General features: G+C 71.5%; 27 protein-coding genes. 13 read left to right on the forward strand and 14 right to left on the reverse strand.

All coding sequences use genetic code 11. The annotated features are described in order from the left end of the window. Positions 1–65 precede the first annotated feature (65 nt). On the forward strand, positions 66–401 hold the full coding sequence (locus ACIQWR_RS14400; protein WP_385787021.1) for a YnfA family protein: 336 nt from the start codon (positions 66–68) through the stop codon (positions 399–401). A 70-nt stretch (positions 402–471) separates the two neighbouring features. After that, a complete protein-coding gene (locus ACIQWR_RS14405) occupies positions 472–1236 on the forward strand; it encodes an SDR family NAD(P)-dependent oxidoreductase (RefSeq protein ID WP_404008404.1) in 765 nt (254 codons plus the stop codon). A 48-nt stretch (positions 1237–1284) separates the two neighbouring features. Here the strand turns inward: ACIQWR_RS14405 and ACIQWR_RS14410 are convergent, their stop codons facing one another. After that, entirely contained in the window at positions 1285–2025 is a 741-nt protein-coding gene (locus tag ACIQWR_RS14410; protein ID WP_404008407.1) for a polysaccharide deacetylase family protein, read from the reverse strand. Positions 2026–2201: 176 nt separating this feature from the next. Further along, positions 2202–3395 carry an RtcB family protein gene (locus ACIQWR_RS14415; protein ID WP_399264029.1) on the reverse strand — a complete coding sequence of 398 codons (1194 nt, stop codon included), beginning with the start codon at positions 3393–3395 and terminating at the stop codon, positions 2202–2204. A 207-nt stretch (positions 3396–3602) separates the two neighbouring features. Between ACIQWR_RS14415 and ACIQWR_RS14420 the strand changes: the two genes are divergently transcribed. The 3 genes from ACIQWR_RS14420 (at position 3603) to ACIQWR_RS14430 (ending at position 7008) form a co-directional block, all read left to right on the forward strand. Next, positions 3603–4511 carry a DUF3558 domain-containing protein gene (locus tag ACIQWR_RS14420; RefSeq protein WP_404008409.1) on the forward strand — a complete coding sequence of 303 codons (909 nt, stop codon included), beginning with the start codon at positions 3603–3605 and terminating at the stop codon, positions 4509–4511. A 200-nt stretch (positions 4512–4711) separates the two neighbouring features. Further along, positions 4712–5506, forward strand: a complete 795-nt coding sequence (locus ACIQWR_RS14425) for a DUF3558 family protein (RefSeq protein ID WP_404008411.1) — start codon at positions 4712–4714, stop codon at positions 5504–5506. A 95-nt stretch (positions 5507–5601) separates the two neighbouring features. Further along, positions 5602–7008, forward strand: a complete 1407-nt coding sequence (locus ACIQWR_RS14430) for a DUF2637 domain-containing protein (RefSeq protein WP_404008413.1) — start codon at positions 5602–5604, stop codon at positions 7006–7008. Positions 7009–7105: 97 nt separating this feature from the next. On the opposite strand, the gene lysS is transcribed toward ACIQWR_RS14430, so the two are convergent. Further along, entirely contained in the window at positions 7106–8869 is a 1764-nt protein-coding gene (gene lysS, locus ACIQWR_RS14435) for a lysine--tRNA ligase (protein WP_404008415.1), read from the reverse strand. Positions 8870–9072: 203 nt separating this feature from the next. Between lysS and argS the strand changes: the two genes are divergently transcribed. Together argS and ACIQWR_RS14445 are read left to right on the forward strand one after the other, a co-directional pair. Next, on the forward strand, positions 9073–10851 hold the full coding sequence (argS, locus tag ACIQWR_RS14440; RefSeq protein WP_404008417.1) for an arginine--tRNA ligase: 1779 nt from the start codon (positions 9073–9075) through the stop codon (positions 10849–10851). 91 nt (positions 10852–10942) lie between these two features. Then, a complete protein-coding gene (locus ACIQWR_RS14445; protein ID WP_404008419.1) occupies positions 10943–11155 on the forward strand; it encodes a hypothetical protein in 213 nt (70 codons plus the stop codon). Positions 11156–11165: 10 nt separating this feature from the next. Here ACIQWR_RS14445 and ACIQWR_RS14450 read toward each other — a convergent pair whose 3' ends face one another. After that, positions 11166–11381 (reverse strand): FitA-like ribbon-helix-helix domain-containing protein, encoded by a 216-nt coding sequence (locus tag ACIQWR_RS14450; RefSeq protein ID WP_404008421.1) that lies wholly within the window; start codon positions 11379–11381, stop codon positions 11166–11168. A 139-nt stretch (positions 11382–11520) separates the two neighbouring features. On the opposite strand from ACIQWR_RS14450, the gene ACIQWR_RS14455 reads away from it, so the two are divergent. Then, the gene (locus ACIQWR_RS14455; RefSeq protein WP_404008513.1) at positions 11521–12309 is read left to right on the forward strand and encodes a VOC family protein; all 789 of its coding nucleotides are present in this window, start codon (positions 11521–11523) and stop codon (positions 12307–12309) included. 12 nt (positions 12310–12321) lie between these two features. Here ACIQWR_RS14455 and ACIQWR_RS14460 read toward each other — a convergent pair whose 3' ends face one another. From ACIQWR_RS14460 to ACIQWR_RS14475, 4 genes are all read right to left on the reverse strand, one after another. Continuing rightward, positions 12322–12594: a DUF1876 domain-containing protein gene (locus ACIQWR_RS14460; protein ID WP_404008424.1), complete on the reverse strand. Its 273-nt coding sequence runs from the start codon at positions 12592–12594 to the stop codon at positions 12322–12324. Between the two features lie 50 nt (positions 12595–12644). After that, positions 12645–13166: a hypothetical protein gene (locus ACIQWR_RS14465; RefSeq protein WP_404008427.1), complete on the reverse strand. Its 522-nt coding sequence runs from the start codon at positions 13164–13166 to the stop codon at positions 12645–12647. A gap of 61 nt (positions 13167–13227) precedes the next feature. Beyond that, on the reverse strand, positions 13228–14229 hold the full coding sequence (hemB, locus tag ACIQWR_RS14470) for a porphobilinogen synthase (RefSeq protein ID WP_404008430.1): 1002 nt from the start codon (positions 14227–14229) through the stop codon (positions 13228–13230). 2 nt (positions 14230–14231) lie between these two features. Then, complete coding sequence (locus ACIQWR_RS14475; protein ID WP_404008433.1) at positions 14232–14696, reverse strand: ATP-binding protein; 465 nt, start codon at positions 14694–14696, stop codon at positions 14232–14234. Between the two features lie 19 nt (positions 14697–14715). Between ACIQWR_RS14475 and ACIQWR_RS14480 the strand changes: the two genes are divergently transcribed. Both ACIQWR_RS14480 and ACIQWR_RS14485 read left to right on the forward strand, forming a co-directional pair. Beyond that, positions 14716–15633, forward strand: a complete 918-nt coding sequence (locus ACIQWR_RS14480) for a helix-turn-helix domain-containing protein (RefSeq protein ID WP_404008435.1) — start codon at positions 14716–14718, stop codon at positions 15631–15633. Further along, on the forward strand, positions 15630–15809 hold the full coding sequence (locus tag ACIQWR_RS14485) for a DUF397 domain-containing protein (protein WP_404008438.1): 180 nt from the start codon (positions 15630–15632) through the stop codon (positions 15807–15809). Before ACIQWR_RS14480 ends, ACIQWR_RS14485 begins: the two co-directional genes overlap by 4 nt. Here the strand turns inward: ACIQWR_RS14485 and ACIQWR_RS14490 are convergent. From ACIQWR_RS14490 to ACIQWR_RS14515, 6 genes are all read right to left on the reverse strand, one after another. After that, positions 15787–17013: a HEAT repeat domain-containing protein gene (locus ACIQWR_RS14490; RefSeq protein ID WP_404008441.1), complete on the reverse strand. Its 1227-nt coding sequence runs from the start codon at positions 17011–17013 to the stop codon at positions 15787–15789. The genes ACIQWR_RS14485 and ACIQWR_RS14490 overlap by 23 nt on opposite strands. A gap of 75 nt (positions 17014–17088) precedes the next feature. Beyond that, the gene (locus ACIQWR_RS14495) at positions 17089–18756 is read right to left on the reverse strand and encodes a uroporphyrinogen-III synthase (protein WP_404008443.1); all 1668 of its coding nucleotides are present in this window, start codon (positions 18754–18756) and stop codon (positions 17089–17091) included. Further along, positions 18753–19721 carry a hydroxymethylbilane synthase gene (gene hemC / locus ACIQWR_RS14500; RefSeq protein WP_404008445.1) on the reverse strand — a complete coding sequence of 323 codons (969 nt, stop codon included), beginning with the start codon at positions 19719–19721 and terminating at the stop codon, positions 18753–18755. Before hemC ends, ACIQWR_RS14495 begins: the two co-directional genes overlap by 4 nt. Further along, positions 19718–21529 carry a glutamyl-tRNA reductase gene (locus ACIQWR_RS14505; RefSeq protein ID WP_404008448.1) on the reverse strand — a complete coding sequence of 604 codons (1812 nt, stop codon included), beginning with the start codon at positions 21527–21529 and terminating at the stop codon, positions 19718–19720. Before ACIQWR_RS14505 ends, hemC begins: the two co-directional genes overlap by 4 nt. After that, complete coding sequence (locus ACIQWR_RS14510) at positions 21526–22332, reverse strand: redox-sensing transcriptional repressor Rex (RefSeq protein ID WP_404008450.1); 807 nt, start codon at positions 22330–22332, stop codon at positions 21526–21528. The genes ACIQWR_RS14505 and ACIQWR_RS14510 overlap by 4 nt, the downstream gene beginning before the upstream one ends. A 273-nt stretch (positions 22333–22605) precedes the next feature. Further along, the gene (locus ACIQWR_RS14515) at positions 22606–22884 is read right to left on the reverse strand and encodes a glutaredoxin family protein (RefSeq protein WP_399263995.1); all 279 of its coding nucleotides are present in this window, start codon (positions 22882–22884) and stop codon (positions 22606–22608) included. A 70-nt stretch (positions 22885–22954) separates the two neighbouring features. On the opposite strand from ACIQWR_RS14515, the gene ACIQWR_RS14520 reads away from it, so the two are divergent. The 3 genes from ACIQWR_RS14520 to ACIQWR_RS14530 all read left to right on the forward strand — a co-directional run bounded on the left by ACIQWR_RS14520 (position 22955) and on the right by ACIQWR_RS14530 (position 26579). Beyond that, positions 22955–23971 carry an HAD family hydrolase gene (locus tag ACIQWR_RS14520; protein ID WP_404008453.1) on the forward strand — a complete coding sequence of 339 codons (1017 nt, stop codon included), beginning with the start codon at positions 22955–22957 and terminating at the stop codon, positions 23969–23971. Between the two features lie 384 nt (positions 23972–24355). Next, positions 24356–25177 (forward strand): ECF subfamily RNA polymerase sigma factor, BldN family, encoded by an 822-nt coding sequence (locus ACIQWR_RS14525; RefSeq protein WP_399263991.1) that lies wholly within the window; start codon positions 24356–24358, stop codon positions 25175–25177. Positions 25178–25367: 190 nt separating this feature from the next. Then, positions 25368–26579 (forward strand): DUF5667 domain-containing protein, encoded by a 1212-nt coding sequence (locus ACIQWR_RS14530; protein ID WP_404008455.1) that lies wholly within the window; start codon positions 25368–25370, stop codon positions 26577–26579. Positions 26580–26687 lie beyond the last annotated feature (108 nt).

The raw sequence follows: 26687 nt of genomic DNA on the forward strand, positions 1-26687 counted from the left end.
CCACCGCCATCTGCGACGTACCCGGCGGGCACGCACCGACGCCGGTCGCATGCCAGGGTTGCCCCATGCTGATCGTCCGCTCCGCGTCCCTGTTCGCCCTCGCCGCCGTCCTGGAGATCGGTGGCGCCTGGCTCGTCTGGCAGGGCGTGCGCGACCACAAGGGCTGGGTCTGGATCGGCGCCGGGGTCATCGCCCTCGGCCTCTACGGCTTCGTCGCCACGCTCCAGCCCGAGGGGGACTTCGCCCGGGTACTGGCCGCCTACGGCGGGGTCTTCGTGGCCGGATCCATCGCCTGGGGCATGGTCGCCGACGGCTACCGCCCCGACCGCTGGGACATCGCCGGAGCCCTGGTCTGCCTGGCCGGGATGGCCCTGATCATGTACGCCCCGCGCGGCCGCTGAGCGCCCCCCGGGGTCCCGTCCGCATGCCTATGCTGGCCGGGTATCGATCACCCGAACGAGGAGCGCTCCCATGACCCCCCGCATCGCAGTCGTCACCGGGGCGAGCAGCGGAATCGGCGCGGCCACCGCACGGCAGCTCGCCGGCGCGGGCTACCACGTCGTGCTGACCGCCCGCCGCAAGGACCGCATCGAGCAGCTCGCCGCCGAGATCACCGCGGCCGGCCGGCTCGCCACCGCCCACGCCCTGGACGTGACGGACCGCGCCGCCGTCGACGCCTTCGCCGCGTTCCTGGAGCAGTTCCCCTCCGTCGACGTGCTGGTCAACAACGCGGGCGGGGCCATCGGCGCCGAGCCGGTCGCCACCGGCGACCCGGCCGACTGGCGCACGATGTACGAGGTCAACGTCATCGGCACGCTCAATGTCACCCAGGCCCTGCTCCCGGCCCTGACCGCCTCCGGCGACGGCACCGTCGTGATCCTGTCCTCGACCGCCGGGCACTCGACGTACGAGGGCGGCGCGGGCTACGTCGCCGCGAAGAACGGCGCCCGCGTCCTGGCCGAGACCCTCCGCCTGGAGATCGTCGGCCAGCCGGTCCGCGTGATCGAGATCGCGCCGGGCATGGTCAAGACGGAGGAGTTCGCCACGACCCGCTTCCGCGGTGACGCGGACAAGGCGGCCAAGGTGTACGCGGGCGTCGCCGAACCGCTGTCCGCCGACGACGTGGCCGACACCATCACCTGGGCCGTGACCCGCCCCAGCCACGTCAACATCGACCTGCTGGTGGTCCGCCCCCGCGCCCAGGCCTCGAACACGAAGGTCCACCGCGACCTGTGACACCCGCCGCGTGACCCCGGCCCCGGACCGCGGTCCCAGGCCCCGGGGCTACGCCAGCCCGGCCGCCTTGAGCTGGGGCAGGAGGGCCGCAGGCTTCAGGCCTGCGGCCTTCGCCGCTCCCAGCGCCCGCTCCAGGTCGGCCTCCAGCGTGGGCGTGAAGTGCAGCAGCACGATGTCCCCCGCCTGCAGCCGCGGGGTCGGCGGGGTCTGGCTCCAGGTGGTGAAGTCGTAGGTCCAGGTGATCAGCGCCTTCGCCCCGCACGCCTTCGCCGCGAGCCGCACGTCGTCGTTGACGGCCCCGTACGGCGGTCGCAGCAGCTGCGGCGCCCGCCCGAAGGTCCCCGTCAGCTGCTGCCGCGCCCCGCACACCTCCGCGTCCTTGCCGGCCGCGTCGAGCGTGGTCAGGTCCGGGTGGTTGACGGTGTGGTTCTCCACGGTGGCCCGGCCCTGCTCGATGAGGTCCGTGAAGTAGCCGGTGTCGTAGGACGTCGCCCCCGGCAGCAGGAACAGGGACACCGGCACCCGCTTGTCGATCAGCGTCCGCGCGGCGGCGGGGTCGTGGTTCCAGCCGTCGTCGATGGTGATGAAGACGACCTTGTCGGTGGTCGGTACGTGCGAGACGACGGGCGGCAGCCCCACGCCGACGACCGCGCCCACGGCGCCGGCCGCGGCCTCGGAAGCGGCAGCGGACGGGACCGGATCCCCCGCCCCCGCCACGGCGGATCCGGCCACCCCGAAGGTGAGCGACAGCGAAGCGAACACACCGAGAACCACGCGAGATCTCCACATGGCGCACACCTTGGTCTAGACCAACTCTGACCGTCAACCCCCTTGCGTGCGGCAACAGTTGACCCCGATCGACCCCCACATACGGAGGGACCCGGACCGTTTGACCGGTCCGGGCCCCTCCACTCCCCCGAGCTGCGCCCGAGCACCGCTCCCGAGCACGACGTACGGGCCGACGATCAGCCCTTGACGCAGATGACCTGCTTGAGCTTGGCCACGACCGCGACGAGGTCGGTCTGCTGGTCGATGACCTGCTCGATCGACTTGTAGGCGCCCGGGATCTCGTCCACGACCCCGGAGTCCTTGCGGCACTCCACGCCCTTGGTCTGGTCCGCCAGGTCGCGCGCCGAGAACTTCTTCTTCGCCGCGGTCCGGCTCATCTTCCGGCCCGCGCCGTGCGAGGCCGAGTTGAAGGACTTCGCGTTGCCGAGGCCCTTCACGATGTACGAGCCGGTGCCCATCGAACCGGGGATGATCCCGAAGTCACCGCTGCCCGCGCGGATCGCGCCCTTGCGCGTGACCAGCAGGTCCATGCCGTCGTAGCGCTCTTCGGACACGTAGTTGTGGTGACAGCTGATCTCGTGGTCGAAGGAGACCTTCGCCTTGCGGAACTCCTTGCGGACGACCTCCTTGAACAGGCTCATCATCACGGCGCGGTTGTACTTCGCGTACTCCTGCGCCCAGAAGAGGTCGTTGCGGTAGTCCTGCATCTGCGGGGTGGCCGCCAGGAACACCGCGAGGTCGCGGTCCACCAGGTCCTGGTTGTGCGCGAGCCCGCGGGCCACGCCGATGTGGTGTTCGGCCAGCTCGTTGCCGATGTTCCGGGAACCGGAGTGCAGCATCAGCCAGACCGCGCCCGTCTCGTCGAGGCAGAACTCGATGAAGTGGTTGCCGCCGCCGAGCGTGCCGATCTGCTTCGCGGCGCGCTCGCGCCGGAACTTGACCGCGTCCGCGATGTAGTCGAAGCGCGACCAGAGGTCGTCGAAGCCGTCGGCCGCGAAGCCGTACAGCCGCGCCGGGTCCACCGCCTCCTTGTGCAGGCCCGCCCCGACCGGGATCGCCTGCTCGATCTTCGACCGCAGCCGTGACAGGTCACCGGGCAGGTCGTTGGCCGTCAGCGAGGTGCGGACCGCCGACATGCCGCAGCCGATGTCCACGCCCACCGCGGCCGGGCAGACCGCGTCCTTCATGGCGATCACCGAGCCGACGGTGGCGCCCTTGCCGTAGTGCACGTCCGGCATGACGGCCAGGCCCTTGATCCAGGGCAGGGTCGCGACGTTGTGCAGCTGTCGCATCGCACTGTCCTCGACCGTGGACGGATCGGTCCACATCCGGATCGGGACCTTCGCCCCGGGCACCTCTACATAAGACATAACGTCCTCAACACCCCGTTAACCACTGAAAAGTCTCAATACGCAAAAAGCCTCGCAACAGGGCCCAAAGACGACATGGGACCGGCGTCAGCACCAGCGTGTGCGATAGACATTGTGTCCACGCGCGGCCCAGCAGCGGCAACGCAATTTCCCGACCCAAGGCCCACCCAGAGCCTGTCGAAAGCCTGTCGAACGGAGCCAGACGACGTGCAGCGCAACGCGGTACGGCAAGTCCTTCCGGGCATCCTGATGCTCACCGCGCTGATGGCCGGGTGCTCCGGCGGCGCCGGAGTCGGGGACACCAGCGACTCCAAAGCGGGCGGCGCCACGCCCGTCGCCGCGCCGCCCGGGAAGTACCGCAGCCTGCCCTCGCCCTGCAAGGCGGTCGACGCGAAGCGGCTGAAGGCCATGCTCCCGGCCGCCGCCACGCTCACCCCGGAGCAGCGCGACCAGCTCTACGCCGGGAACGCGGACACCTCGTACGACGGCGACCGGCGCGTGGGCTGCCGCTGGAAGGCGCAGACCCCCGAGGAGACCCGGCTGCTGTCCGTCGGCTTCGAGCGGGTGGTCTCCTACGACCGCGCCGCCAGCAGCGACGACGACAAGGCGAAGCAGGTGTACGAGCGCCGCCTGACCGACGCCCACCTGCCGGCCCCCGTACCGTCGACCAACCCGCCCCCCGGCGCGACCACGAGCCCCGCGGGCACGACACCCGCCCCCGGCCCGGACCCCGGCGCCGCGGCGGTGCCGTCCACCACCCCGTCCACCGCACCCTCCACCGCGCCGTCCACCACACCCGCGGCCCCGCCCGCGGGCGCCCCCGCCGGCGCCCCCGCCGGTTCGCCCGTGCCCTCCGCCACGCCCACTCCGCCCGAGCTCGGCTCCCGCGTCCTGGACAGCCTCGGGGACGCCGCCTTCGTCGAGGACCGGCTCAGCGCGGCGGGGTCCGCGGCCCAGTCGCGGACCGTGCGCATCGTCTTCCGCACCGCGAACGTCATCGTCACCGTCGAGTACAGCGTGCAGCCCGCACTGCCCGGCGGGGTCCCCTCCAGCGCGGAAACGCAGGACGAAGCGCACCAGTTGGCCGAGGCGCTGGTGGAGCGCTTCAACGACTGACCCACCACCCGACGGGCGACTGCGTGCCTGGTCAGCCGCCGATCGGCGGCTGACCGGAGGGCTCCGGGAGGGCTCCCGAAGCCCTCCGGGAGGCACGCGCCGGACCCCGGCGTGACCGCGGGCACAGCAGGGCGCGCCCCGATCGGGCTACCGTTGCCCGGTTCCCCGCGCCCATAGACACACAAACGTACGAAGGAATCATGCACCGATCAGCCTCGCGCCTCACCCGCGTCATCGCCTGCGCAGCCGTCCCGGTGATCCTCGCCGTCTCCGGCTGCTCGTCCGACTCGGGCAAGAGCGCAGACACGGGCAAGAAGTCCGACTCGTCCGCTTCGTCCAAGTCGCCGAGCACGAAGCCGTCGTCCGCCCCCGAGAAGGCCGCATTCTCCACGCTGCCCGACCCGTGCAAGACGATCCAGAGCAAGACCATCGAGGCCCTCGTCCCGAAGGCCAAGGACAAGAACGGCAACGCCACCAAGTCGAACGACCTGACCAGCCGCGCCAGCTGCTCCTGGAACGGCCTGGACGAGAACGGCCTCAAGGGCTCGGACTACCGCTGGCTCGCGGTCTCCCTCGTCCGCTACGACTCGCACGAGTCCCTGGGCAGCGGCAACAAGCGCGCCGAGGAGCAGTACAACAAGCAGCTCCAGACGGCGAAGGCCGTCGAAGGCGCCCAGAACGTGAAGAACGACCAGGTGGGCGGCGTCGGCGACCAGGGCACCTCGGTCACCTACGCCACCAAGAAGGACGGCGCCGACTTCTTCAACACCACGGTCATCGTGCGCACGCAGAACGTCGTCGTCTCCCTCGACTACAACGGCGCCGCCTACGAGGGCGCCGCCGCCCCCGACCAGGCGAAGCTGCTGGAGAGCGCGGTCGCCGCGATCCGCGAAGCCGTGAACGCGGTCTCCGCCGCCGGCGAGAAGCCGGCGTCCTCGGACGCGCCCTCCGAGTCGGCCTCCCCGTCCTCGTCGGCGTCGGCCGTCTCCTCCTGACCTGGCGGAAGGGGCGAACGGGGGCGCGGAGCAGGGGACATCGCGTCACCCGTACGCTGTGCCTGCCGTAGCTCGATAGTGGGAGGGGATCGCGGGTGGCCGCGATGCAGCTGACTCGTACGCACCGGATACTCATCGGCGTCGTCGTCGCCGGCGCCGTCGTCATCGCGGGAATCGGCTTCGCCGGTTCCTACGCCGCGGTGCGCGCGCTGGCGCTGCAGAAGGGGTTCGGCAGCTTCTCGCTGGTGTTCCCGATCGGCATCGACATGGGCATCTGCGTGCTGCTCGCGCTCGACCTGCTGCTGACGTGGATCCGCATCCCCTTCCCGCTGCTGCGCCAGACCGCGTGGCTGCTGACCGCCGCCACGATCGCGTTCAACGGCGCGGCGGCCTGGCCGGACCCGCTGGGCGTCGGCATGCACGCCGTCATCCCGATCCTGTTCGTGGTGACCGTCGAAGCGGCCCGGCACGCGGTGGGGCGGATCGCCGACATCACCGCGGACCGGCACATGGAGGGCGTGCGGATCACCCGCTGGCTGCTCTCGCCGATCCCCACCTTCAAGCTGTGGCGCCGGATGAAGCTGTGGGAGCTGCGCTCCTACGAGCAGGCGGTCGGCATGGAACAGGACCGGCTCATCTACCAGGCCCGCCTCCAGGCCCGGTACGGGCGCGCCTGGCGCCGCAAGGCCCCCGTCGAGGCCCTCATGCCGCTGCGCCTGGCCCGCATAGGCGTCCCGCTGTCCCAGACCGTCCCCGAGGGCCTGGCGGCCGCGGGCATCGAGCCCGCGCTGCTGCCCCCGGTCAGCGTCCCGGTCGCGGTCGCGGACCCCGAGGCGGGCCCGGCGGCCCTGGAGGCGCACCGGGCGCACACCGCACCGGGCGCACACCCGCAGGCCGCGGCCGCGGCCGTGCAGCAGGCCGTACCCGGCCCGCGCCTGCCCGGCGCCGTCACCGGCCCCACCACCGGTCCCGCCGCCGGCCCCACCGCCGGCCCCGGGCACGCCCCGCCGGCCTTCGCGGTCGACCCGACGGCAATGCCCGCGGCCCACAACAGCGCCTGGTTCGCGGCGCCGCTGGCCCCGCAGGCCGCGTACGAGGGCGGCTACAACCCGCAGTACGTCGAGGGCCTGGAGCCCATCCCGGTCCTTCCCCCCACCGGCCCGGACGCCCAGGCACAGGACCCGGCGGACCCGCAGCAGCCCCCGCAGCCCCAGCCGACCCCGCAGCCCCAGGGAACGGCGGCAGCACCGGCGGCAGCACCGGCGCCCTCGCCCCAGGACGAGAGCCCGATCGACGAGGTGAAGTTCGCCGAGGCGGCGTACGAGGTCTTCCGCACCTACGTCGACGAGCACGGCAACTGGCCGAGCCCGGAGCAGCTCGACATACACCTCTCGGACGGCCACGGCATCGTCCACCCGCGCAGCGCCACCACGCTCAAGCGGCTGATGCCCGAGCTGAAGCAGCGCTACCAGACCGACCTGGAGAACGAGCACATCGCGTAGCCCGGCACCCGGTACGCAGCACGCAGCACGCGGAAGGGCCCGCACCCCCGGATCAACCAGGGGGTGCGGGCCCTTCCGCTTACGTCCGTCCGTACGGTCAGACCGCGAGCAGCTTGCGCACCCGGTCCGCCCCGACCGCGAGCAGCAGCGTGGGCAGGCGCGGGCCGGTCTCCCGGGTCACCAGCAGCCGGTAGAGCAGCGCGAAGAACGTCCGCTGCGCGACCTTCAGCTCCGGCGTCGGCTTGGCGTCCGGCTCCAGGCCCGCCATCACCTTCGGCACGCCGTAGACGAGCGTGGTCAGGCCGTCGAGCGACCAGTGCGAGTCCAGGCCCTCCAGGAGCAGCCGCAGCGACTCCCGGCCCTCGTCGTCCAGCGAGCCGAGCAGCTCCGCGTCGGCCTCCTCGCGCACCAGCGTGCGCTGGTCGGCCGGGACCTGGGTGGAGATCCAGTTCTCGGCGCGGTCCAGACGCGGGCGCACCTCGTCCAGCGAGCCCAGCGGGTTCGCCGGGTCGAGGTCGTTCAGGATCCGGACCGTCTGCTCGTCGTGCCCGCCCGTGATGTCCACGACCGAGGCGAGCGTGCGGTACGGCAGCGGCCGCGGCGTGCGCGGCAGCTCACCGGCGGCGGTCCGCACGGCGCGCGCGTGCGAGGCGGCGTCGGCGGGCAGCACGCTGCCGTCGGCGACCTTGGACTCCAGCTTGTCCCACTCGTCGTAGAGCCGCTGGATCTCCTGGTCGAAGGCGATCTTGAAGGACTGGTTCGGCCTGCGGCGGGCGTACAGCCAGCGCAGCAGCTGCGGCTCCATGATCTTCAGCGCGTCGGCCGGGGTCGGGACCCCGCCCTTGCTGGAGGACATCTTCGCCATGCCGCTGATACCGACGAACGCGTACATCGGGCCGATCGGCTGCTCGCCGCCGAACAGGTGCACGATCTGGCCGCCGACCTGGAACGACGAGCCGGGCGAGGAGTGGTCGACGCCCGAGGGCTCGAAGACCACGCCCTCGAAGGCCCAGCGCATCGGCCAGTCGACCTTCCAGACCAGCTTGCCGCGGTTGAACTCGCTGAGCTTGACCGTCTCGGTGAACGCGTCCTCGGTGCAGACGTAGGTGAGCTCGGTGCTCTCGTCGTCGTAGGAGGTGACCTTGGTGAAGTCCTTGCCGCACTCGGCGCAGTACGGCTTGTACGGGAAGTACTCCGTACCGTCCGCGCTGCCGTCGTCCTCGGCGGCGGCGCCCGAACCCTCGGCGGCCTCCAGCTCGGCCTCGTCGACCTGCTTCTGCTGCGGCTTCTTGCCGCCCGGCTTCTGCTTGGTCCGGTACTGGTCGAGGATCGCGTCGATGTCGGCGCGGTGCTTCATCGCGAACAGCACCTGGTCGCGGTAGGTACCGGCGGTGTACTGCTCGGTCTGGCTGATCGGGTCGTACTCGACGCCCAGCTCGGCCAGTGCCTCGACCATGGCGGCCTTGAAGTGCTCGGACCAGTTCGGGTACGCGGAGCCCTCGGGCGCGGGCACGGCGGTCAGCGGGCGACCGATGTGCTGGGCGTGGGACTCCTCGGTGACGCCGGGGATGCCCTTGGGCACCTTGCGGTACCGGTCGTAGTCGTCCCACGAGATCAGGTGGCGGACCTCGAAGCCCCGGCGGCGGATCTCGTCCGCGACCAGGTGCGGGGTCATGACCTCGCGGAGGTTGCCCAGGTGGATCGGGCCGGAGGGGGAGAGTCCGGACGCGACGACGATGACCGGAGCGGTAGCGACTGATGTTGCCGTGCCCGGGGCTCGGCGCTCCGCCTCGGCGATGACCTCGTCCGCGAAACGGGAGACCCAATCGGTCTCGGTGCTGCTCTGGGCGCTCTGAGCCACGTCACGTCCTTCTATCTCGAATGCCGGCTTCGGCCATTCTCCCAGACGGAAGAGAACGCTCCGGGGTTGCTCCCGCCCCCTCACCTCACGCGAGCCGTCCCGCCCGATATCCCGGGAAGCGCCGGGCCCCCGCATGGGATACTCGATCCTTGTCGGAACCCCCAAGAACACGCTCGCGCACGACCTCACAGGAACGGCAGCTCATGGCCTCGGTCCCTTCCCTCGCTTCCTCCGTCAACCAGCGCGTCGCCGACGCACTCGCCTCCGCCCTGCCGGACGCCGGTGCGAGCGACCCGCTGCTGCGACGAAGCGACCGGGCCGACTTCCAGGCCAACGGCATCCTGGCGCTCGCGAAGAAGGCCAAGGCCAACCCGCGCGAGCTCGCGACCACCGTGGTCGAGGGCATCCCCACCGGTGACCTGATCAAGGAGATCGAGGTCTCCGGCCCCGGCTTCCTCAACATCACCCTCACCGACCGCGCGATCGTCGAGACCCTGGCGGCCCGCGCCGCCGACGCGCGCCTGGGCGTGCCGCTCTCGCCGACCGCGGGCACCACGGTCATCGACTACGCCCAGCCGAACGTGGCCAAGGAGATGCACGTCGGCCACCTGCGGTCCGCCGTGATCGGCGCCGCGATGGTCGAGATCCTGGAGTTCACCGGCGAGAGCGTGGTCCGGCGCCACCACATCGGCGACTGGGGCACCCAGTTCGGCATGCTCATCCAGTACCTGATCGAGCACCCGCACGAGCTGGACCACGGCGCCGCGGCCGGCGGCGCGGAGGTCTCCGGCGAGGAGGCGATGTCCAGCCTCAACCGCCTCTACAAGGCCTCGCGCGCCCTCTTCGACTCCGACGAGGAGTTCAAGACCCGCGCCCGGGCCCGGGTGGTGGACCTCCAGGCGGGCGAGCCGGAGACGCTGGCGCTGTGGCAGCGGTTCGTCGACGAGTCGAAGATCTACTTCTACTCCGTCTTCAACAAGCTGGACATGGACATCCAGGACCCCGACGTCGTCGGCGAGTCCGGTTACAACGACATGCTGGTGGAGACCTGCCGCCTGCTGGAGGAGTCGGGCGTCGCCGTCCGCTCCAACGGCGCGCTGTGCGTCTTCTTCGAGGACGTCAAGGGCCCGGACGGCAACCCGACCCCGCTGATCGTCCAGAAGTCCGACGGCGGCTTCGGCTACGCCGCGACCGACCTGTCCGCGATCCGCGACCGGGTGGGCAACCTCAAGGCCTCGACCCTGCTGTACGTCGTGGACGCGCGCCAGTCCCTGCACTTCAAGATGGTCTTCGAGACGGCCCGCCGCGCCGGCTGGCTGAACGAGGACACCAAGGCCGTCCAGCTCGCCTTCGGCACCGTCCTCGGCAAGGACGGCAAGCCGTTCAAGACCCGTGAGGGCGAGACCGTCCGGCTGGTGGACCTCCTCGACGAGGCCGTCGAGCGGGCGACCGCGGTGGTCCGCGAGAAGGCCGAGAAGGTCGGCCTGACCGAGGCCGAGATCGTCGAGAACGGCCAGTACGTCGGCATCGGCGCGGTGAAGTACGCGGACCTCTCCACCTCCGCCGCGCGCGACTACAAGTTCGACCTGGACCAGATGGTCTCGCTCAACGGCGACACCTCCGTCTACCTCCAGTACGCGTACGCCCGCATCCGCTCCATCCTGCGCAAGGCGGGCGAGCGCAGCCCGCTGGCCCACCCGGAGCTGGAGCTGGCCCCGGCCGAGCGCGCGCTGGGCCTGCACCTGGACGGCTTCGGCGAGCTGATCGAGGAGGCCGCCACCGAGTACGCCCCGCACAAGGTGGCCGCGTACCTCTACCAGCTGTCCTCCCTGTTCAGCACCTTCTACGAGCAGTGCCCGGTCATCAAGCCCGAGCCGGAACTCGCCGTCGGCGAGAACCGCCTCTTCCTGGCCGACCTGACCGCCAGCACCCTTGCCAAGGGCATGTCCCTCCTCGGCATCCGCACCCCCGAGAAGCTCTGACGGAGGCCCCCGACGGCCCCCCGCGCACCCGCGCGGGGGGCCGTCGCGTTTTCCCCGGACACCGCGTGACACGCCGCGCTACGTTCTTGCCATGGCCTCCGAGGAGCGGGAGCGGTTCAGCATCAGCACGGACGACGCACTGCGCACGCGGCGCTTCGCGGACATCGACGCGGACATCGCTGCGACCGAGGCCATGCCCGCGCCCGCCGGGTGGGAGGACAACTTCGACGAGGCCGAAATCGCGGCCGCGCACGCGGGAATCGCGCAGGCCCTGGCTGCCGACACCAAGAAATCCGCCGTGTGAGCGATCGCCTCTACGGCTCGGCGTGCCGCACCGAGCTGGCGGAGCTCAGCTCGGCCGACACCCGGGAGCGGATCCGCGTGACGACGTCCTCGACGGACGGGGTCGCCGCTTCCTCCTCCAGCAAGGTCCGGACGTACGCCTGGAGCGACTGGCGGCTCCGGGCGGCTCGTACCTTCAGCTCGACGAGCGCCTCGTCGGACAGGTCGCGTACGTACAAGGTGGCCATGCGAAAAGAATGGCGCCAGCGCGAGCATCCGGCTAGCACGCACCCTCACCCGTACGGCCCGGTTCGGTCGGTACAGGGTGGGTAGGGGACCGGCCGTCCATCCCCGAGCAGTCCTCACCCGGAGGCATCCGTGCCCGACATGAGCGGCCCCTACAAGCCCGGCACCCCGTGTTGGATCGACCTGATGGTCCCCGACCAGCAGGCCGCCCTCGACTTCTACTGCGACCTCTTCGGCTGGCAGGGCGAGGTCGGCCCGCCCGAGACCGGCGGCTATTCCGTCTGCACCCTCAAGGGCAAGCCCGTCGCCGGCATCATGAAGGCGAGCAACCCGGACGGCACCGTCCCCGACCCGCTGCCGCCGACCGTGTGGACGACGTACCTGTCCACGGACAACATCGACGGCACCGTCAAGTCCGTCGGCGACGCCGGCGGCACGGTCATGATGGGCCCGATGGACGTCATGGACCTCGGTCGGATGGCGGTCCTGGCCGACCCGACGGGCGCGGTCGTCGGCCTGTGGCAGCCCGGCACGTTCGACGGCGCGGGCATCGTCAACGAGCACGGGGCGCTCATCTGGAACGAGCTGGTCACCTCCGACCTCCCGGCCGCCGCGGCGTTCTACTCTTCCGTCCTGCCCATCACCACGGCCGCCTCCGAGATGCCGGGGGCCGACGGGTACGTCGAGTTCAAGGTCGACGGCCGCGAGGTCGGCGGGATGATGGACCTGTCCTCGCTCCCGCCCGGCGTCCCCCCGCACTGGCAGGCGTACTTCCACGTCGACAGCGTGGACGAGGTCCAGGCCGCCGCCGTCCGCGCCGGCGGCAGCGTCCTCGCCCCCGCCTTCGACATGGCGGCGGGCCGCATGGCCGTCCTCGCCGACCCCCAGGGCGGCGCCTTCTCGGTGATCACGGCGTCGATGCCGCAGTAGCGGTTCTGCCGTTCAGTGGTTGAGCGGGTAGGAGTGCCGGCCGGTCGCCTCGTCGATCTCGCCGTGCGCCTTCTGCAACAGCTGGGACGCGATGTCCATCAGCGCCCGCGCGCCCGCGATCTCCTCTCCGACCCTCAGCTGTTCCGGGTCGGAGGGGTGTCGCATGGCGTAGCCGCGCCCCTTCACCTCCGAGCCGTCGGCCAGCCTGAGCAACGCCGCCGTGTTGGTGCGGTGGCCGTCCTCGGTGAATTCCAGTTCCACATGCCATCCGGCGAGCGTGGACATGACGCACCACCTCCAAGGCTCTGTCCCTCCAGCCTGCGCCCCGCCCCGCGCTAGAGCCAGTCGAAGCGGGCCGTGGCCGCCCGGCGCCAGCGCTCCACCACCCGCAGCGGGGGCTGGTCCGGCCCCGGCAGGCAGGCCCGCAGCCACGGCACGTCGAGGTGGGTGTCCTCCAGCCGCACGCCGTCCGTGTCGACCTCCTCCAGCGAGCGGTCCCGCCCGTAGGCGGCGATCCGCAGCCCCGAGAGCCCCACCCGCGGCCAGACGGCCGCCGCCACCACCAGCCGCCCGCCCCCACCCCGGGCCCGGGTCGGCGGCCACGGCCCGGTCGACTCCCGTACGTACACGGCGCATTCGGCGCCCAGCCGCGACAGGTACCGGGTCAGGTCGGCCGACCCGCCCTCGTCGGGGAACCAGCCCAGCGCCTCCACCTTCGGCGCCTGGAAGGCCCATATTCGGCGCTGGAGGGCGTCGTGCAGCCGCATGGTGGCGCACGCCCGGCGGAAGGCCTGCCACTGGACGCGTTCCAGGTACTCGAAGGGCTCCGGCGCGGGGGCGGACTCGTCACCGGTCATGAGTCCAAGTGTGGCCCGCGCCGGGCCCGTTGAGAAAGCGAGATCTGGCGGAAGGATCCGCTCAGCGTGCCTCGCGCAGCCAGCCGGCGACCTCGGTCGCCCAGTAGGTGAGGATCGTGTCGGCGCCCGCGCGCTTGATACCGGTCAGCGTCTCCAGGATGGCCCGGTCGCGCTCGATCCAACCCTTCTCGGCCGCCGCCTCGATCATCGCGAACTCGCCGCTGATCTGGTACGCCGCCACCGGCACGTCCACCGCCTGCGCGACCCGGTACAGGATGTCCAGGTACGGCCCCGCGGGCTTCACCATGACGATGTCGGCGCCCTCTTCGAGGTCGAGCGCCAGCTCGCGCATCGACTCGCGGGAGTTCGCCGGGTCCTGCTGGTACGTCTTGCGGTCGCCCTGGAGCGAGGAGCCGACGGCCTCGCGGAAGGGACCGTAGAAGGCGGAGGTGTACTTCGCCGTGTACGCCAGGATCGCGACGTCCTCGTGGCCCGTCTCGTCCAGGGCGTCACGGACCACGCCGACCTGCCCGTCCATCATGCCGCTGGGGCCCACCACGTGGACCCCCGCGTCGGCCTGGACCTGCGCCATCTCGGCGTAGCGCTCCAGCGTCGCGTCGTTGTCGACCCGGCCCTGCGCGTCGAGCACCCCGCAGTGACCGTGGTCGGTGAACTCGTCGAGGCACAGGTCCGACATGATCACCAGGTCGTCGCCGACCTCGGCCTTCACATCGCGGATCGCGAGCTGGAGGATGCCGTCCGGCTCCGTGCCCGCCGTGCCGAGCGCGTCCTTCTTCTCGTCCGCCGGAACGCCGAAGAGCATGATGCCCGCGACGCCCGCCTCCACGGCCTCCGCGGCGGCCTTCCGCAGCGTGTCCCGGGTGTGCTGGACCACGCCCGGCATCGCGGAGATCGCGACGGGCTCGCTGATGCCCTCCCGGACGAAGGCCGGCAGGATCAGGTCCGAGGGGTGCAGCCGGTTCTCCGCGACCATCCGCCGCATGGCGGGGGTGCTGCGCAGCCTGCGGGGCCGCGAGCCGGGGAAGGATCCGTACGCGCTCATCTTCAGTCGCCTCTTCGAGCATCGACAGCAGTCGGAACCCAGCCTAGGGGGTCCCGGCCGGCCTCCTCCCCGAGCCCGAACTCGCACCACACCACCTTCCCCGGCACCCGCACGCCGACCCCCCACCGGTCCGCGAGCGCCGCCACGAGCAGCAGCCCGCGCCCGCCCTCGGCCTCCGGATCCCGGTCCGCCACGCACGGCCGCCCGCCGCCACTGTCGTGCACCTCGAACCGTACGGACCCCCCGCACCGCAGCACCCGCAGCCGGTACCCCCGCCCGGCCGGTACGCCGTGCAGCAGCGCGTTGGTCGCCAGCTCGCTCACGCAGAGCAACATCTCGTCCCGGCGGTGCGTGACACCCCACGCGTGCAATGTGACACGGGTGAACTCCCTGGCAGAGCACACGGTTTGGCGGCTGCGAGGGTAGACCCGCTCACGCAGCACGGCGACGTCCATTTCCACGTTCACAAGGCGATGGTCGCGGTGTGTGACTAGCGTGGAGGAGTCCGGGAACTCGTACTCCTTCATGAGTACGAGTCGATACCGGTATCTCTTCTGCGTACTCGGGGAGTTCACAGGTATGCCACCACGCAAGAGGCTACGGCCCAACGACACGGCGATGAAGATGGTCGGCGCCATGGCCGCCACCGCACGCATCGCCAAGGGATTGACCCAGCGCGCCTTCGCCGAAGCGCTGCACATCGACATCGAGACTGTCGCCTCGATCGAGCAGGGCAGGCGAGTCCTGATGCCGAACGTCGCCGAGAAGATGGACCGGGTTCTCGGACTCCCGGGCCTCTTGACGGTCGCGGCCAACCGGCTCCCCGAAGTCGACATGGTCCCGGCTTGGGCCGAGGAGTACATGGAACGGGAGGCAGAAGCCCTCGCCCTCTCCTGGTACAACACGCTTACCGTTCCCGGGTTGCTCCAGACCGAGAACTACGCACGTGCGGTCCTCAGCTGCCACGTGCCGTTCATCGGCACGGAGAAGATTGAGCTCCAGACCTCTCACCGGATCCGGCGCCAGGAGATCCTCACCCGTCCCGTCCCGCCGACCCTTAGCTTCGTCATCTCGGAGGCGGCCCTACGCGACCGGATCGGTGGACCCGAGGTATATCGGGAACAACTGCGCCACCTCCGCGCGTGCGCCGATCGCCCGGGCCTCTCACTCCAGGTGCTCCCCCTCGGCATCACGGTCCACGCTGGTCTCGCAGGCCCTTTCACGCTGCTGGAAACACCGGAGTTCCAGCACCTCGCCTACGCGGAAACGCAACGCGGCAGCTTCCTCGTACGGGACCCAAACGAGGTCAGCATCCTCACGCAGAAATATGCGATGCTGCGGTCACAGGCCCTCAACTTCGCTGACACGACGGACTTGTTGGATCGGCTGCTAGGAGAGCTATGAGCACCTCACTGACGTGGTTCAAGTCCAGCTACAGCAGCGACCAGGGCGACGCTTGTCTGGAAGTCGCCCCCTGCGCCGACACCGTCCACGTCAGGGACTCCAAGCTCACTGACGGCCCCACCCTGGCCGTCAGCCCCGCGACCTGGGCCGACCTCACTCGCTGGGTCGCTGCCTGACCCGCCAGCGCCACAGCCCGTCGGCCCGGTGGTCGTACTCGAACTCCGGGCCCAGCGGGCCCACCCGCTCGTACGCCTCCGGGGCGCGCGGGTCGTCGCGCAGCGCCAGCCCGAAGGCGCCCTCCAGGCGCAGCAGCTGGTCCTCCTCGTCCAGCAGGGCTGCCAGCGCCTCCACCACCTCCGGCGTCCGGTGCTGTCGCCATTGGGCCAACGCCCCGGCGGTAGCGAGCCGTACCGCGTGCTCGGCATCCCCCAGCAGCCTCAGGAGCACCTTCCTGGAGACGGCCGTCGACTCGTCGTGGGCCAACGAATCGGCCACCGAACTCCGCACCCGCGCGTCTCGGTCCCCCGCCATGGCGTGCAGCGCCTTCCGGGCGCGGTCCGTCAGCGGGACGCCCAGCAGGCCGAAGCAGTGCGGAACCTTCCGGCGCACCCGCTGATCGGGATGCGTCAGGTGCAGCAGCCCGATGCCCTCCCCGTCCACGTGCTCCTCTCCCGCAAAGGCCTTCAGCAGGAGCGCGAGCACGCCCGCGTCCGGTTCCTCGGCTGCCCAGGCGTGCAACAGCCGCCGCTCCTCCTCGAACCAGGGAGCATCGAGGCTCACGACATCGGGCCGGGAGTCCAGGCAGTCGGCGACGAAGAGCCGGTACGCCGCCGAGGGATGGCGGTGGAAGGCGAGCACCGGCGCCCAGTCCTCCCCGTCCGGCCTCGGTCCGGCGGCATGCCTGCTCTCCGCCCACACCGCGTGGCACACGTCCGGGTAACGGGCCGCCCGGTCCATCAGCTCCGCCAGCGGCGTCTCGATGCCGAAGGCCCGCTCCAGCGCCGTCAGCACACCCGGGTGCCCGTCCCGGACCGTCGTTCCGCCGAGGGTGAGCTGCTCGATGTCGGTCCACTCCTCCTCGACGGCGCGCACGCCCACCGGCCCCCGCGCCCCCGTCAGCCGCCGCAGCTCCGCCTCCGCGCCCGCCAGCGACCACCGGCGGGCCGCCGCCAGCAGCCGGTCCCGCTCCGCCCGCGGCAACCGCTCCCCGGCCCCCTCGGCCAGCAGCGCCGACACCAGCGTCGGGGAGCCGCCCTCGACGGCCCGCAGCAGCGGGGTCGTCCCGTCGGGCAGCGCCCGGCCCGGATCGGCACCGGCCGCCACCAGTGCCCCGGCGGCCTCGTAGTCGTACGCCGCCACCGCCGCGATCAGCTCATCCATGGCCTGAGCATGCCACTGGGGCCCGGGCGCGCAGTGCGCACCCGGGCCCCAGTGGAGGACTTGCTCGACCGACCGTCAGGTCGTACGACGACGCCGCGCCCCCGGCCTGCGCTCGCTCGGGCGGCAGACGACCTCGCCGGCCTCCTTCGCCGCGTCGCGGCGCGCCGCGCCGTACTCGGCCAGGGCCTCCGCCAGCTTCGAGACGCTCGGCTCGGGCGACAGGACGTCGACCCGCAGGCCGTGCTCCTCCGCCGTCTTCGCGGTCGCCGGACCGATGCAGGCGATGACGGTGACGTTGTGCGGCTTGCCCGCGATGCCCACCAGGTTGCGCACGGTGCTCGACGAGGTGAAGAGCACCGCGTCGAAGCCGCCGCCCTTGATCGCCTCGCGGGTGTCCGCCGGCGGCGGCGACGCGCGCACGGTCCGGTAGGCCGTGACGTCGTCGACCTCCCAGCCCAGCTCTATCAGGCCGGCCACCAGCGTCTCGGTCGCGATGTCGGCGCGCGGCAGGAAGACGCGGTCGATCGGGTCGAAGACCGGGTCGTAGGGCGGCCAGTCCTCCAGCAGGCCCGCGGCCGACTGCTCACCGCTCGGCACCAGGTCCGGCTTCACGCCGAACTCGACCAGCGCGGCGGCGGTCTGCTCGCCCACCGCGGCGACCTTGATGCCCGCGAAGGCGCGCGCGTCGAGCCCGTACTCCTCGAACTTCTCCCGCACCGCCTTCACCGCGTTGACGCTCGTGAAGGCGATCCACTCGTAGCGGCCCGTCACCAGGCCCTTCACCGCCCGCTCCATCTGCTGCGGGGTGCGCGGCGGCTCCACGGCGATGGTCGGCACCTCGTGCGGCACCGCGCCGTAGGAACGCAGCTGGTCGGAGAGCGAGGCGGCCTGCTCCTTCGTCCGCGGGACGAGCACCCGCCAGCCGAACAGCGGCTTCGACTCGAACCAGGCCATCTCCTCGCGCCGCGCGGCGGCGCCGTGCTCACCGACCACGGCTATGACCGGCCGCGAGCCCTCGGGCGAGGGGAGCACCTTGCCCTGCTTGAACACCTGGGCGATGGTGCCCAGGGTCGCGGTCCAGGTCCGCTGGCGGGTCGTCGTACCGCCCACGGTGACCGTCAGCTCGGTGTCGGGCTTGCGCCCGGCGCTCACCAGCTCGGCGGCGGCGGCCGCGACGGTCTCCAGGGTCGCGGAGACCACGACCGTGCCGTCGCTGGCGCCGACCTCGCTCCAACAGCGCGACGAGGCGTTCTTCGCGTCGACGAAGCGCACGTCCGCGCCCGACGGGCCGCGCAGCGGCACACCGGCGTAGGCGGGCACGCCGACCGCGTTGGCGACGCCCGGCACGACCTCGAAGGTGATGCCCTCGTTGATGCAGGCCAGCATCTCCTCGGCGGCGTTCCCGTCGAGGCCGGGGTCGCCCGCGACCGCACGGACGACCCGCCTGCCGGAGCGCGCGGCCTCCATGACAATATTGGCCGCGTCCCGGATGACCGGGACCCCGGCGGCCGTCGACTTCTCGTCAACGACCGTCAGTTGAGGCGTGTCGACGCCCGCGCGCGCATGCGTACGGACGACTTCCAACACCTCCGGCTCCGCGACGAGGACGTCCGCCGCCGCGAGGGCCTCGACCGCGCGCAGGGTCAGCAGACCCGGGTCGCCCGGACCGGCACCGAGGAAGATGACCTGTCCGTGCGCGGGAACGGCCGCGAAGGCGGGATTGGTGGGACGTGAGGGGTTCACAGGGATCGCTCCCCCATCAGACCGGCCGCGCCCTTGGCCAGCATCTCGTCCGCGAGTTCGCGGCCGAGGGCCACTGCCTCTTCGTACGAGTGGGGGACGGGTCCGGTGGTGGACAGCTGCACCAGCGTCGAGCCGTCGAGCGTTCCGACGACGCCGCGCAGGCGCATTTCGTTGACAATCTGCCCGTCGGCCAGCAGGTCGGCGAGCGCGCCCACGGGGGCGCTGCAGCCGGCCTCCAGGGCGGCGAGCAGGGAACGCTCGGCGGTGACGGCGGCCCGCGTGTACGGGTCGTCGAGCTCACCGAGCGCGGCGATGAGGTCCGCGTTGGACGCGAGGCACTCGACCGCGAGGGCCCCCTGGCCGGGGGCGGGCAGGACGTTGTCGACCGACAGGAGCTCGGTCGCCTCGTCGCCGCGGCCGATCCGGTTGAGCCCGGCGGCGGCCAGGACCACCGCGTCGAGCTCGCCGCTGTGCACGAAGCCGATGCGGGTGTCCACGTTGCCGCGGATCGGGACGGTCTCGATGACCTTGCCGAGCGCGCGGGCGTAGTGGTTCAGCTGGGCCATGCGGCGCGGCGAACCGGTACCGATGCGCGCACCGTCGGGCAGCTGCTCGAAGGTCAGGCCGTCGCGCGCCACGAGCGCGTCGCGCGCGTCCTCGCGCTGCGGCATGGCGGCGATCACCAGGTCGTCGGGCTGCGCGGTCGGCAGGTCCTTGAGCGAGTGCACGGCGAAGTCGACGTCGCCCCGCTGCAGCGCGTCGCGCAGCGCGGTGACGAACACACCGGTCCCGCCGATCTGCGCGAGCAGTTCCTTGGAGACGTCGCCGTACGTCGTGATCTCCACGAGTTCGACGGGCCGGCCGGTGACGGCGCGGACCGCTTCGGCGACGTGTCCCGACTGGGACATGGCCAGTTTGCTGCGCCGTGTCCCAAGCCGGAGCGGCTGGTCGGGACGTGAGTTCATGATGCCCGTCCTGGGTCGTCGTCGTTCTTCGGATCGGCCGCGTCAGCCCGGCTGACGGATGCCACCGTCTGCGGGTCGAGGTCGAAGAGTTCGCGCAACGCGTCCGCGTACCCGGCGCCGCCGGGCTCGCTCGCGAGCTGCTTGACGCGCACGGTCGGCGCGTGGAGGAGCTTGTCGACGACGCGGCGCACGGTCTGGGTCACTTCGGCCCGCTGCCGCTCGTCGAGATCGGGTACCCGGCCGTCGAGCCGCGCCACTTCCATGGCCACCACTTCGGCGGCCATCGCGCGCAGGGCGACGACGGTGGGGGTGATGTGCGCCGCGCGCTGGGCCGCCCCGAAGGCGGCCACCTCGTCCGCGACGATCGTGCGCACGGCGTCCACGTCGGCGGCCATCGGCGCGTCGGCGGAGGCTTCGGCGAGCGACTCGATGTCGACGAGGCGCACGCCGGGGATCCGGTGCACGGCGGCGTCGATGTCGCGGGGCATCGCCAGGTCGAGCAGCGCGAGCCGTACGTCGACCCGCGCGTCCAGGGCCCGCCCGGTGCGGCGCGGCTGGCGCTGCGCGGCGGCCTCGCCCTGGTCGGCCCAGGTGCCGTGGAGTTCGAGTGCGTTCGCGTCGACCCCGGTGAGCGCGGAGCGCCCGTCGGCGCTGCGCGCGGGATCGGCGGCGAGCGCGTCGAGCCCGACGGGACACCCGTCCCGCTCGGTCACCGCGACGGCGGTCAACGTCCGCGCGGCCCCGGCATCGGCGATCCGCCCACCGGCCGCAGCGGCGGCCACGAGCCGCGCCACGACCTCGGCGTTCCCGATCCCGGCCAGATCAAGCCTCGGCGCCGTGTGGGACACAGACCCATCCAGCTCAGCCCCATCAAGCCCCGCCCGGGGGCCCCTCCCAGCGGTAGCTGGGGGAGATTGAGGCGCGGGGTCCGGGGCGGAGCCCCGGGGGCCCCGCAGGGCACTCCCGGCCTCGGCCTCGGCCTTGGCCAGCGCCCCGACGACGTCATCCCCGGTCAACACGAGCCCCGTGGCCCCGGTACAGGACACGACCACGTCGACTCGTGTCAGCTCGGAGGCCACGTCAGCCATGGACACGACCCGCGCGGCAGCACCCCCGACCCGCAGGATCTCCACCAACCGCTCGGCCCGCGCAGCGGTCCGGTTCGCGACGGCGATCTCCGCCACCCCGACCCGCGCCAGCGTCGCCGCGGCCAGCGAGGACATCGACCCGGCACCGATCACCAGCGCCCGCTTGCCCGCGGCCCACTCGGCCACCGGCACCCGCACGGCCAGCTGCTCCAGCCCGAAGGTGACGAGCGACTGCCCGGCCCGGTCGATGCCGGTCTCCGAGTGCGCCCGCTTGCCGACCCGCAGGGCCTGCTGGAAGAGGTCGTTGATCAGCCGGCCCGCGGTGTGCAGTTCCTGCCCCAGCGCGAGCGCGTCCTTGATCTGCCCGAGGATCTGGCCCTCGCCGACGACCATCGAGTCCAGCCCGCACGCCACCGAGAAGAGGTGGTGGACGGCCCGGTCCTCGTAGTGCACGTAGAGATAGGGGGTGAGCTCCTCCAGCGCGACACCGCTGTGCTGCGCCAGCAGCGTGGACAGCTCGGCGACACCGGCGTGGAACTTGTCCACGTCGGCGTACAGCTCGATCCGGTTGCACGTGGCGAGCACGGCCGCCTCGGTCGCCGGTTCGGCGGCCAGGGTGTCGTGCAGCAGCTTCGCCTTGGCGTCGGTGGAGAGCGAGGCCCGCTCCAGCACGCTGACGGGCGCGCTGCGGTGGCTCAGCCCTACGACGAGCAGACTCATGCCGGCATCACCGCCGGTACGTCGCCCTCCGGGCCGCTCTTGCGCACCGGGGCGGCGGGAGCGGCCGGGGCGCGGGTGGCGGCGGGCTGCGGCGGAGCGGGGACGGCACCCTCGTCGGCGGCCGCGGCCGCGGCCGCGCCCTCGCCGGCCTTGCGCTGCTCGTGGAAGGCGAGGATCTGCAGCTCGATCGAGAGGTCGACCTTGCGCACGTCCACGCCCTCGGGCACCGACAGCACGGTCGGCGCGAAGTTCAGGATGGAGGTCACTCCGGCCGCGATCAACCGCTCGCTGACCTGCTGGGCGGCGCCCGCCGGGGTCGCGATGACCCCGATGGAGACGCCGTTCTCCGAGATGATCTTCTCCAGCTCGTCGGTGTGCTGGACCGGCATGCCCGCGACCGGCTTCCCGGCCATGGCCGGGTCGGCGTCGATCAGCGCGGCCACACGGAAGCCGCGCGAGGCGAAGCCGCCGTAGTTGGCGAGGGCGGCGCCGAGGTTACCGATGCCGACGATGACGACCGGCCAGTCCTGGGTCAGCCCGAGCTCGCGGGAGATCTGGTAGACGAGGTACTCCACGTCGTACCCGACGCCGCGGGTGCCGTAGGAGCCCAGGTAGGAGAAGTCCTTGCGCAGCTTCGCGGAGTTGACTCCGGCGGCGGCCGCCAGTTCCTCGGAGGAAACCGTGGGTACCGAGCGCTCGGAGAGCGCCGTGAGGGCGCGCAAGTACAGCGGAAGCCGGGCGACAGTGGCCTCGGGAATACCTCGGCTGCGGGTCGCCGGTCGGTGAGTTCGGCCAGTTGCCACGATGCTCCTGCGGGATGAGCGGGGCTGCAGGTGGCCTCTTGTCCCAGGACCACCCCGTCGGAAGCAGGCTATGTCTTTGTGAACGCGTGCACAAAGATAGTGTCCAATTTGTCCGAGCAAAGTGACCGGGGTCACGCGCCCCGGGCACCTCGACGCGGAACCACCGCCGCGCCGAACCCGTTCAAATCCCGAAGGGGACAAACCCGTACACATCCCTCATCGATACGCCCCCGAGACCCCATAAATCGCCCACGATGGTAACCGGCGAAGGGGTCAGCCCTCCAATGCCCGACGGAGCCGGTCAGGGTTCACCCTCCAGAAGGTGTGCTGTTCGCCATCGATCAGGACCACCGGAATTTGCTCCCAGTACAAGCGGTACAGCTCCTCGTCCTGCGAGATGTCCTTCTTCTCCCATTGCGCACCGGTGTCGGCGCACACTTTCCCGATCACTTCCTGGGCGTCGTCACAGAGATGGCACCCGGGCTTACCGATCAAGGTGACCATCCGCTCTGCCGGACTCTTCTTTTCCTTGCGGCGCAGCAAAGGGCTCATGCACCCATTGTTCACGCCCTGGAATCCGGCGGGTTCGGGAAGTTCCGAACACAGTGGCTATGCTCGCGTCATGGCCGCTCTGGGATGGCTCACCCCCCGTAGGCGCTCCGCCACCGCGCGGAGCGTGCTCGCCGGCGAGGCTTCTGCCGAGGCCGCCCGCAAGACCGCGCTGGCCGATGATCCGGCCGCGATCGGTTTCTCCCTGGACTCCGTGGACCCACAGGACACCGTGGCCCCGCAGGACACCGAGGCCGCACAGGAAGCCGAGGCCGCAGCGGCCCCGGAGCCCGTCGAGCCCGCGTTCCCGGTCGCCGGCGACGAGCTCGCCGCCGCCTTCTTCGACCTCGACAACACCGTGATGCAGGGCGCCGCGATCTTCCACTTCGGTCGCGGCCTCTACAAGCGCGAGTTCTTCCGCCGCCGCGAGCTGGCCCGCTTCGCCTGGCAGCAGGCGTGGTTCCGGCTCGCCGGGGTCGAGGACCCCGAGCACATGCAGGACGCCCGCGACACCGCCCTGTCCATCGTCAAGGGCCACCGGGTCTCCGAGCTGATGTCGATCGGCGAGGAGATCTACGACGAGTACATGGCGGAGCGGATCTGGCCGGGCACCCGCGCCCTGGCCCAGGCGCACCTCGACGCGGGCCAGAAAGTGTGGCTCGTCACGGCCGCCCCGGTCGAGACGGCCACGATCATCGCCCGCAGGCTCGGCCTGACCGGAGCGCTGGGGACCGTCGCCGAATCCGTGGACGGCATCTACACCGGCCGTCTCGTGGGCGAGCCGCTGCACGGCCCCGCCAAGGCCGAGGCCGTGCGCGCGCTGGCCGCCGCCGAGGGCCTCGACCTCGCGCACTGCGCCGCGTACAGCGACTCGCACAACGACATTCCGATGCTGTCACTGGTCGGACATCCGTATGCGATCAATCCCGATACAAAACTGCGCAAGCATGCCCGGGCGCACGACTGGCGACTGCGCGACTATCGCACCGGCCGCAAGGCCGTGAAGGTCGGCGTCCCGGCGGCCGCCGGGGTCGGCGCGATCGCGGGCGGCGCGGCCGCCGCGATCGCCCTGCACCGCCGCCGCAAGTAGCCCTCAGCGGGCCCTCCTGCGGCAACCACGGGCGTCCCGCCCGTCCGCCGCGTCCCGCGCGCCCGACTCCCGGGCCCGCGACGGGCATTCCCACCGTCTACCCGCGCTCCGGGCGCGGCATTCCGGCATGCCCGACTCGGTCGTGAGCCGCCCCGGAAGCCACCATTCCGAGAGCAGAAGTGATCAATATCTGATCACCGAGTGCGACTGAATATGCCCTGGACACGCAACAGAAGCGACGGAACCGGTGATTTGAGCAACTAGGTGTAGCGCTGCCTGTACGAAGCGTTATTCTCCTCAAACGCATGCCACCGCCCATTCGTCGCCACGACGAGTGAACGGTCCCGCACTGCACGTGATGGAAGCTCTGCCTCTGGGAGTCTCGTGTACCCACCTGTCGGGGTTGACGCCTCGGGCCTGGCTACGCTGCGCGCAACGGTCTTCGACCACCTGCGTGGCTTCGTCCCCACCGCGTACGCCGTCCCCGTTTTCGCCGCCTCGGTCCCCGCCGGCCTCGGCCCCGTAGGTCCTTGCTATGCCCTGACGGATGGCGGAGCGACCGTGGGCAGACGCGGCCGCGCGGGCGCCGGATCAACCGGTTCAAGCAGTGCCACCGGTACGACCACACCGACCGCCCGCCGTCCCACCGCGGACAGCGACAGCGCCCGGATGATGGACCTGGTCGAGCGCGCCCAGGCCGGTGAGGCCGATGCCTTCGGCCGGCTGTACGACCAGTACAGCGACACCGTCTACCGCTACATCTATTACCGCGTCGGCGGCAAGGCGACCGCGGAGGACCTCACCAGTGAGACCTTCCTGCGCGCGCTGCGCCGCATCTCCACCTTCACCTGGCAGGGCCGCGACTTCGGCGCCTGGCTCGTGACGATCGCGCGCAACCTGGTGGCGGACCACTTCAAGTCCAGCCGCTTCCGCCTCGAAGTCACGACCGGCGAGATGCTGGACGCCAACGAGGTGGAGCGCAGCCCCGAGGACTCCGTCCTGGAGTCCCTCTCCAACGCGGCGCTGCTGGAGGCCGTACGGAAGCTCAATCCCCAACAGCAGGAGTGCGTGACCCTGCGCTTCCTGCAGGGCCTCTCGGTCGCCGAGACGGCCCGGGTGATGGGAAAGAACGAGGGCGCGATCAAAACCCTGCAGTACCGGGCAGTCCGGACCCTGGCCCGACTCCTCCCGGACGACGCCCGCTGACCATGACGCTGTGGTCCGATCATCCTTCGTCCGTAACCCAAGTGCCGCGTCGCTCGTTGTGCGGAATGCAGGCTCCCTGTGGACATGTGCCGCCCGAAGGCGATCACCCGAAAGGGTGGATCCGCTCAAGGAAGGCAACCTTCCGGACACCCCGGGGAGTCGATCGTCATGACGAGAGGAGGTGCCGCCAGTGATCGCGAACGTTTCTCCGCACCGGCGGGCGAACGCCTTCGCCCAGGCCCTGGAGGATCGGACCCCGTCCGAACCCTCGGAACCGGAGCCGGCGGCCGAGCAGTCCGAGGCACCTGCCGAACCTGCCGACTGCGACCGGTTGTTGGCCCTGGCGAGCGCGCTCGGCGAAATGCCACGCCCGCAGATGGACGCCGACGTCAAAGTGGTGCAACGAGCGCAGCTCGTGGCCGCCATGGAGACCATGGTGATGGAGGAGAGGTCGGGGGGCGGTGCCGCCTCGGACCCTCTGGTGCCCGAACAGCGGACCGGTCGCGGCGCCCACCGGGCGACCTCGCTCCGGAAATTGCGACCCCGCTCCCGCTGGTCCAAGGGCATCGCAGCAGGCGGCCTCACGGTCGGTGTGGCCGCGGGAGCCTTCAGTGGGGTGGCCGCTGCCAGCACCGACGCCTTGCCCGGTGACTCCCTCTACCCGGTCAAACTGGGCATGGAGGACATCAAGCTGGGCATGGCCGACGACGATTCGGACCGGGGCGAGCTCTATCTCGACCAGGCCTCGAACCGCCTGTCGGAGGCCCGTCGGCTGATGGAGCGCGGCAGGTCGCCGGGCTCGCTGGACCACGAGGTGCTGGGCGAGATCCGCCGGGCCCTCGCGGGCATGAAGCACGACGCGGAGGAGGGCCACCGACTCCTCCAGTCGGCCCACGAACGGGACGGCTCGCTCGGTCCGATCCAGACCCTGTCGTCCTTCTCCCGCTCCCACCGCGACGCGTGGGGCAGGCTCCGCGAGAAGCTCCCGGTCCAACTCACGGACGTGGGAGAACAGGTCACGTCGGTCTTCCAGGCCATAGACGATGACGTCGAGCCGTACCAGGGGCTGCTGCCCAAGCCGCCGGAGCAGAGCCGCGGACCGGGCTCGTCCGGCACCCCGGCGAAGCCCGGCACCAGCGGCAAGCAGCACTCCGCGCCCCCGGCCACGGGAACCGGCCCGTCCGGCGGCTCCGCGGGTCCCGCCCCGTCTCCTTCGGGCTCCCCGTCCGCGGGCACCGGCGGCCTCATCGGCGGCGCCGACGGCCTGCTCAACCCGCCCGGGGCCAACGGCGACCAGCTGCCACCGGTCGCACCGGAGATCCCGCGCCCGGAGATCACCCTCCCGCCCCTGCTCCCGGGCCTGCTGCCGGGCCTGGGCATCAAGGGCGAGAACGCCGACTGATCCCGGTAGACGGAGGGCCGGGGGGGGGCCCCCCCCCCCCCGCCCCCCCCCCAGCCCCCACCCGCGGGGATGCAGGGGCGCGGACTAAACCCCCCCCCCCGGCACCCC

It is taken from the genome of Streptomyces sp. NPDC098789, assembly GCF_044759975.1.
In the GTDB taxonomy this organism is placed as follows: domain Bacteria; phylum Actinomycetota; class Actinomycetes; order Streptomycetales; family Streptomycetaceae; genus Streptomyces.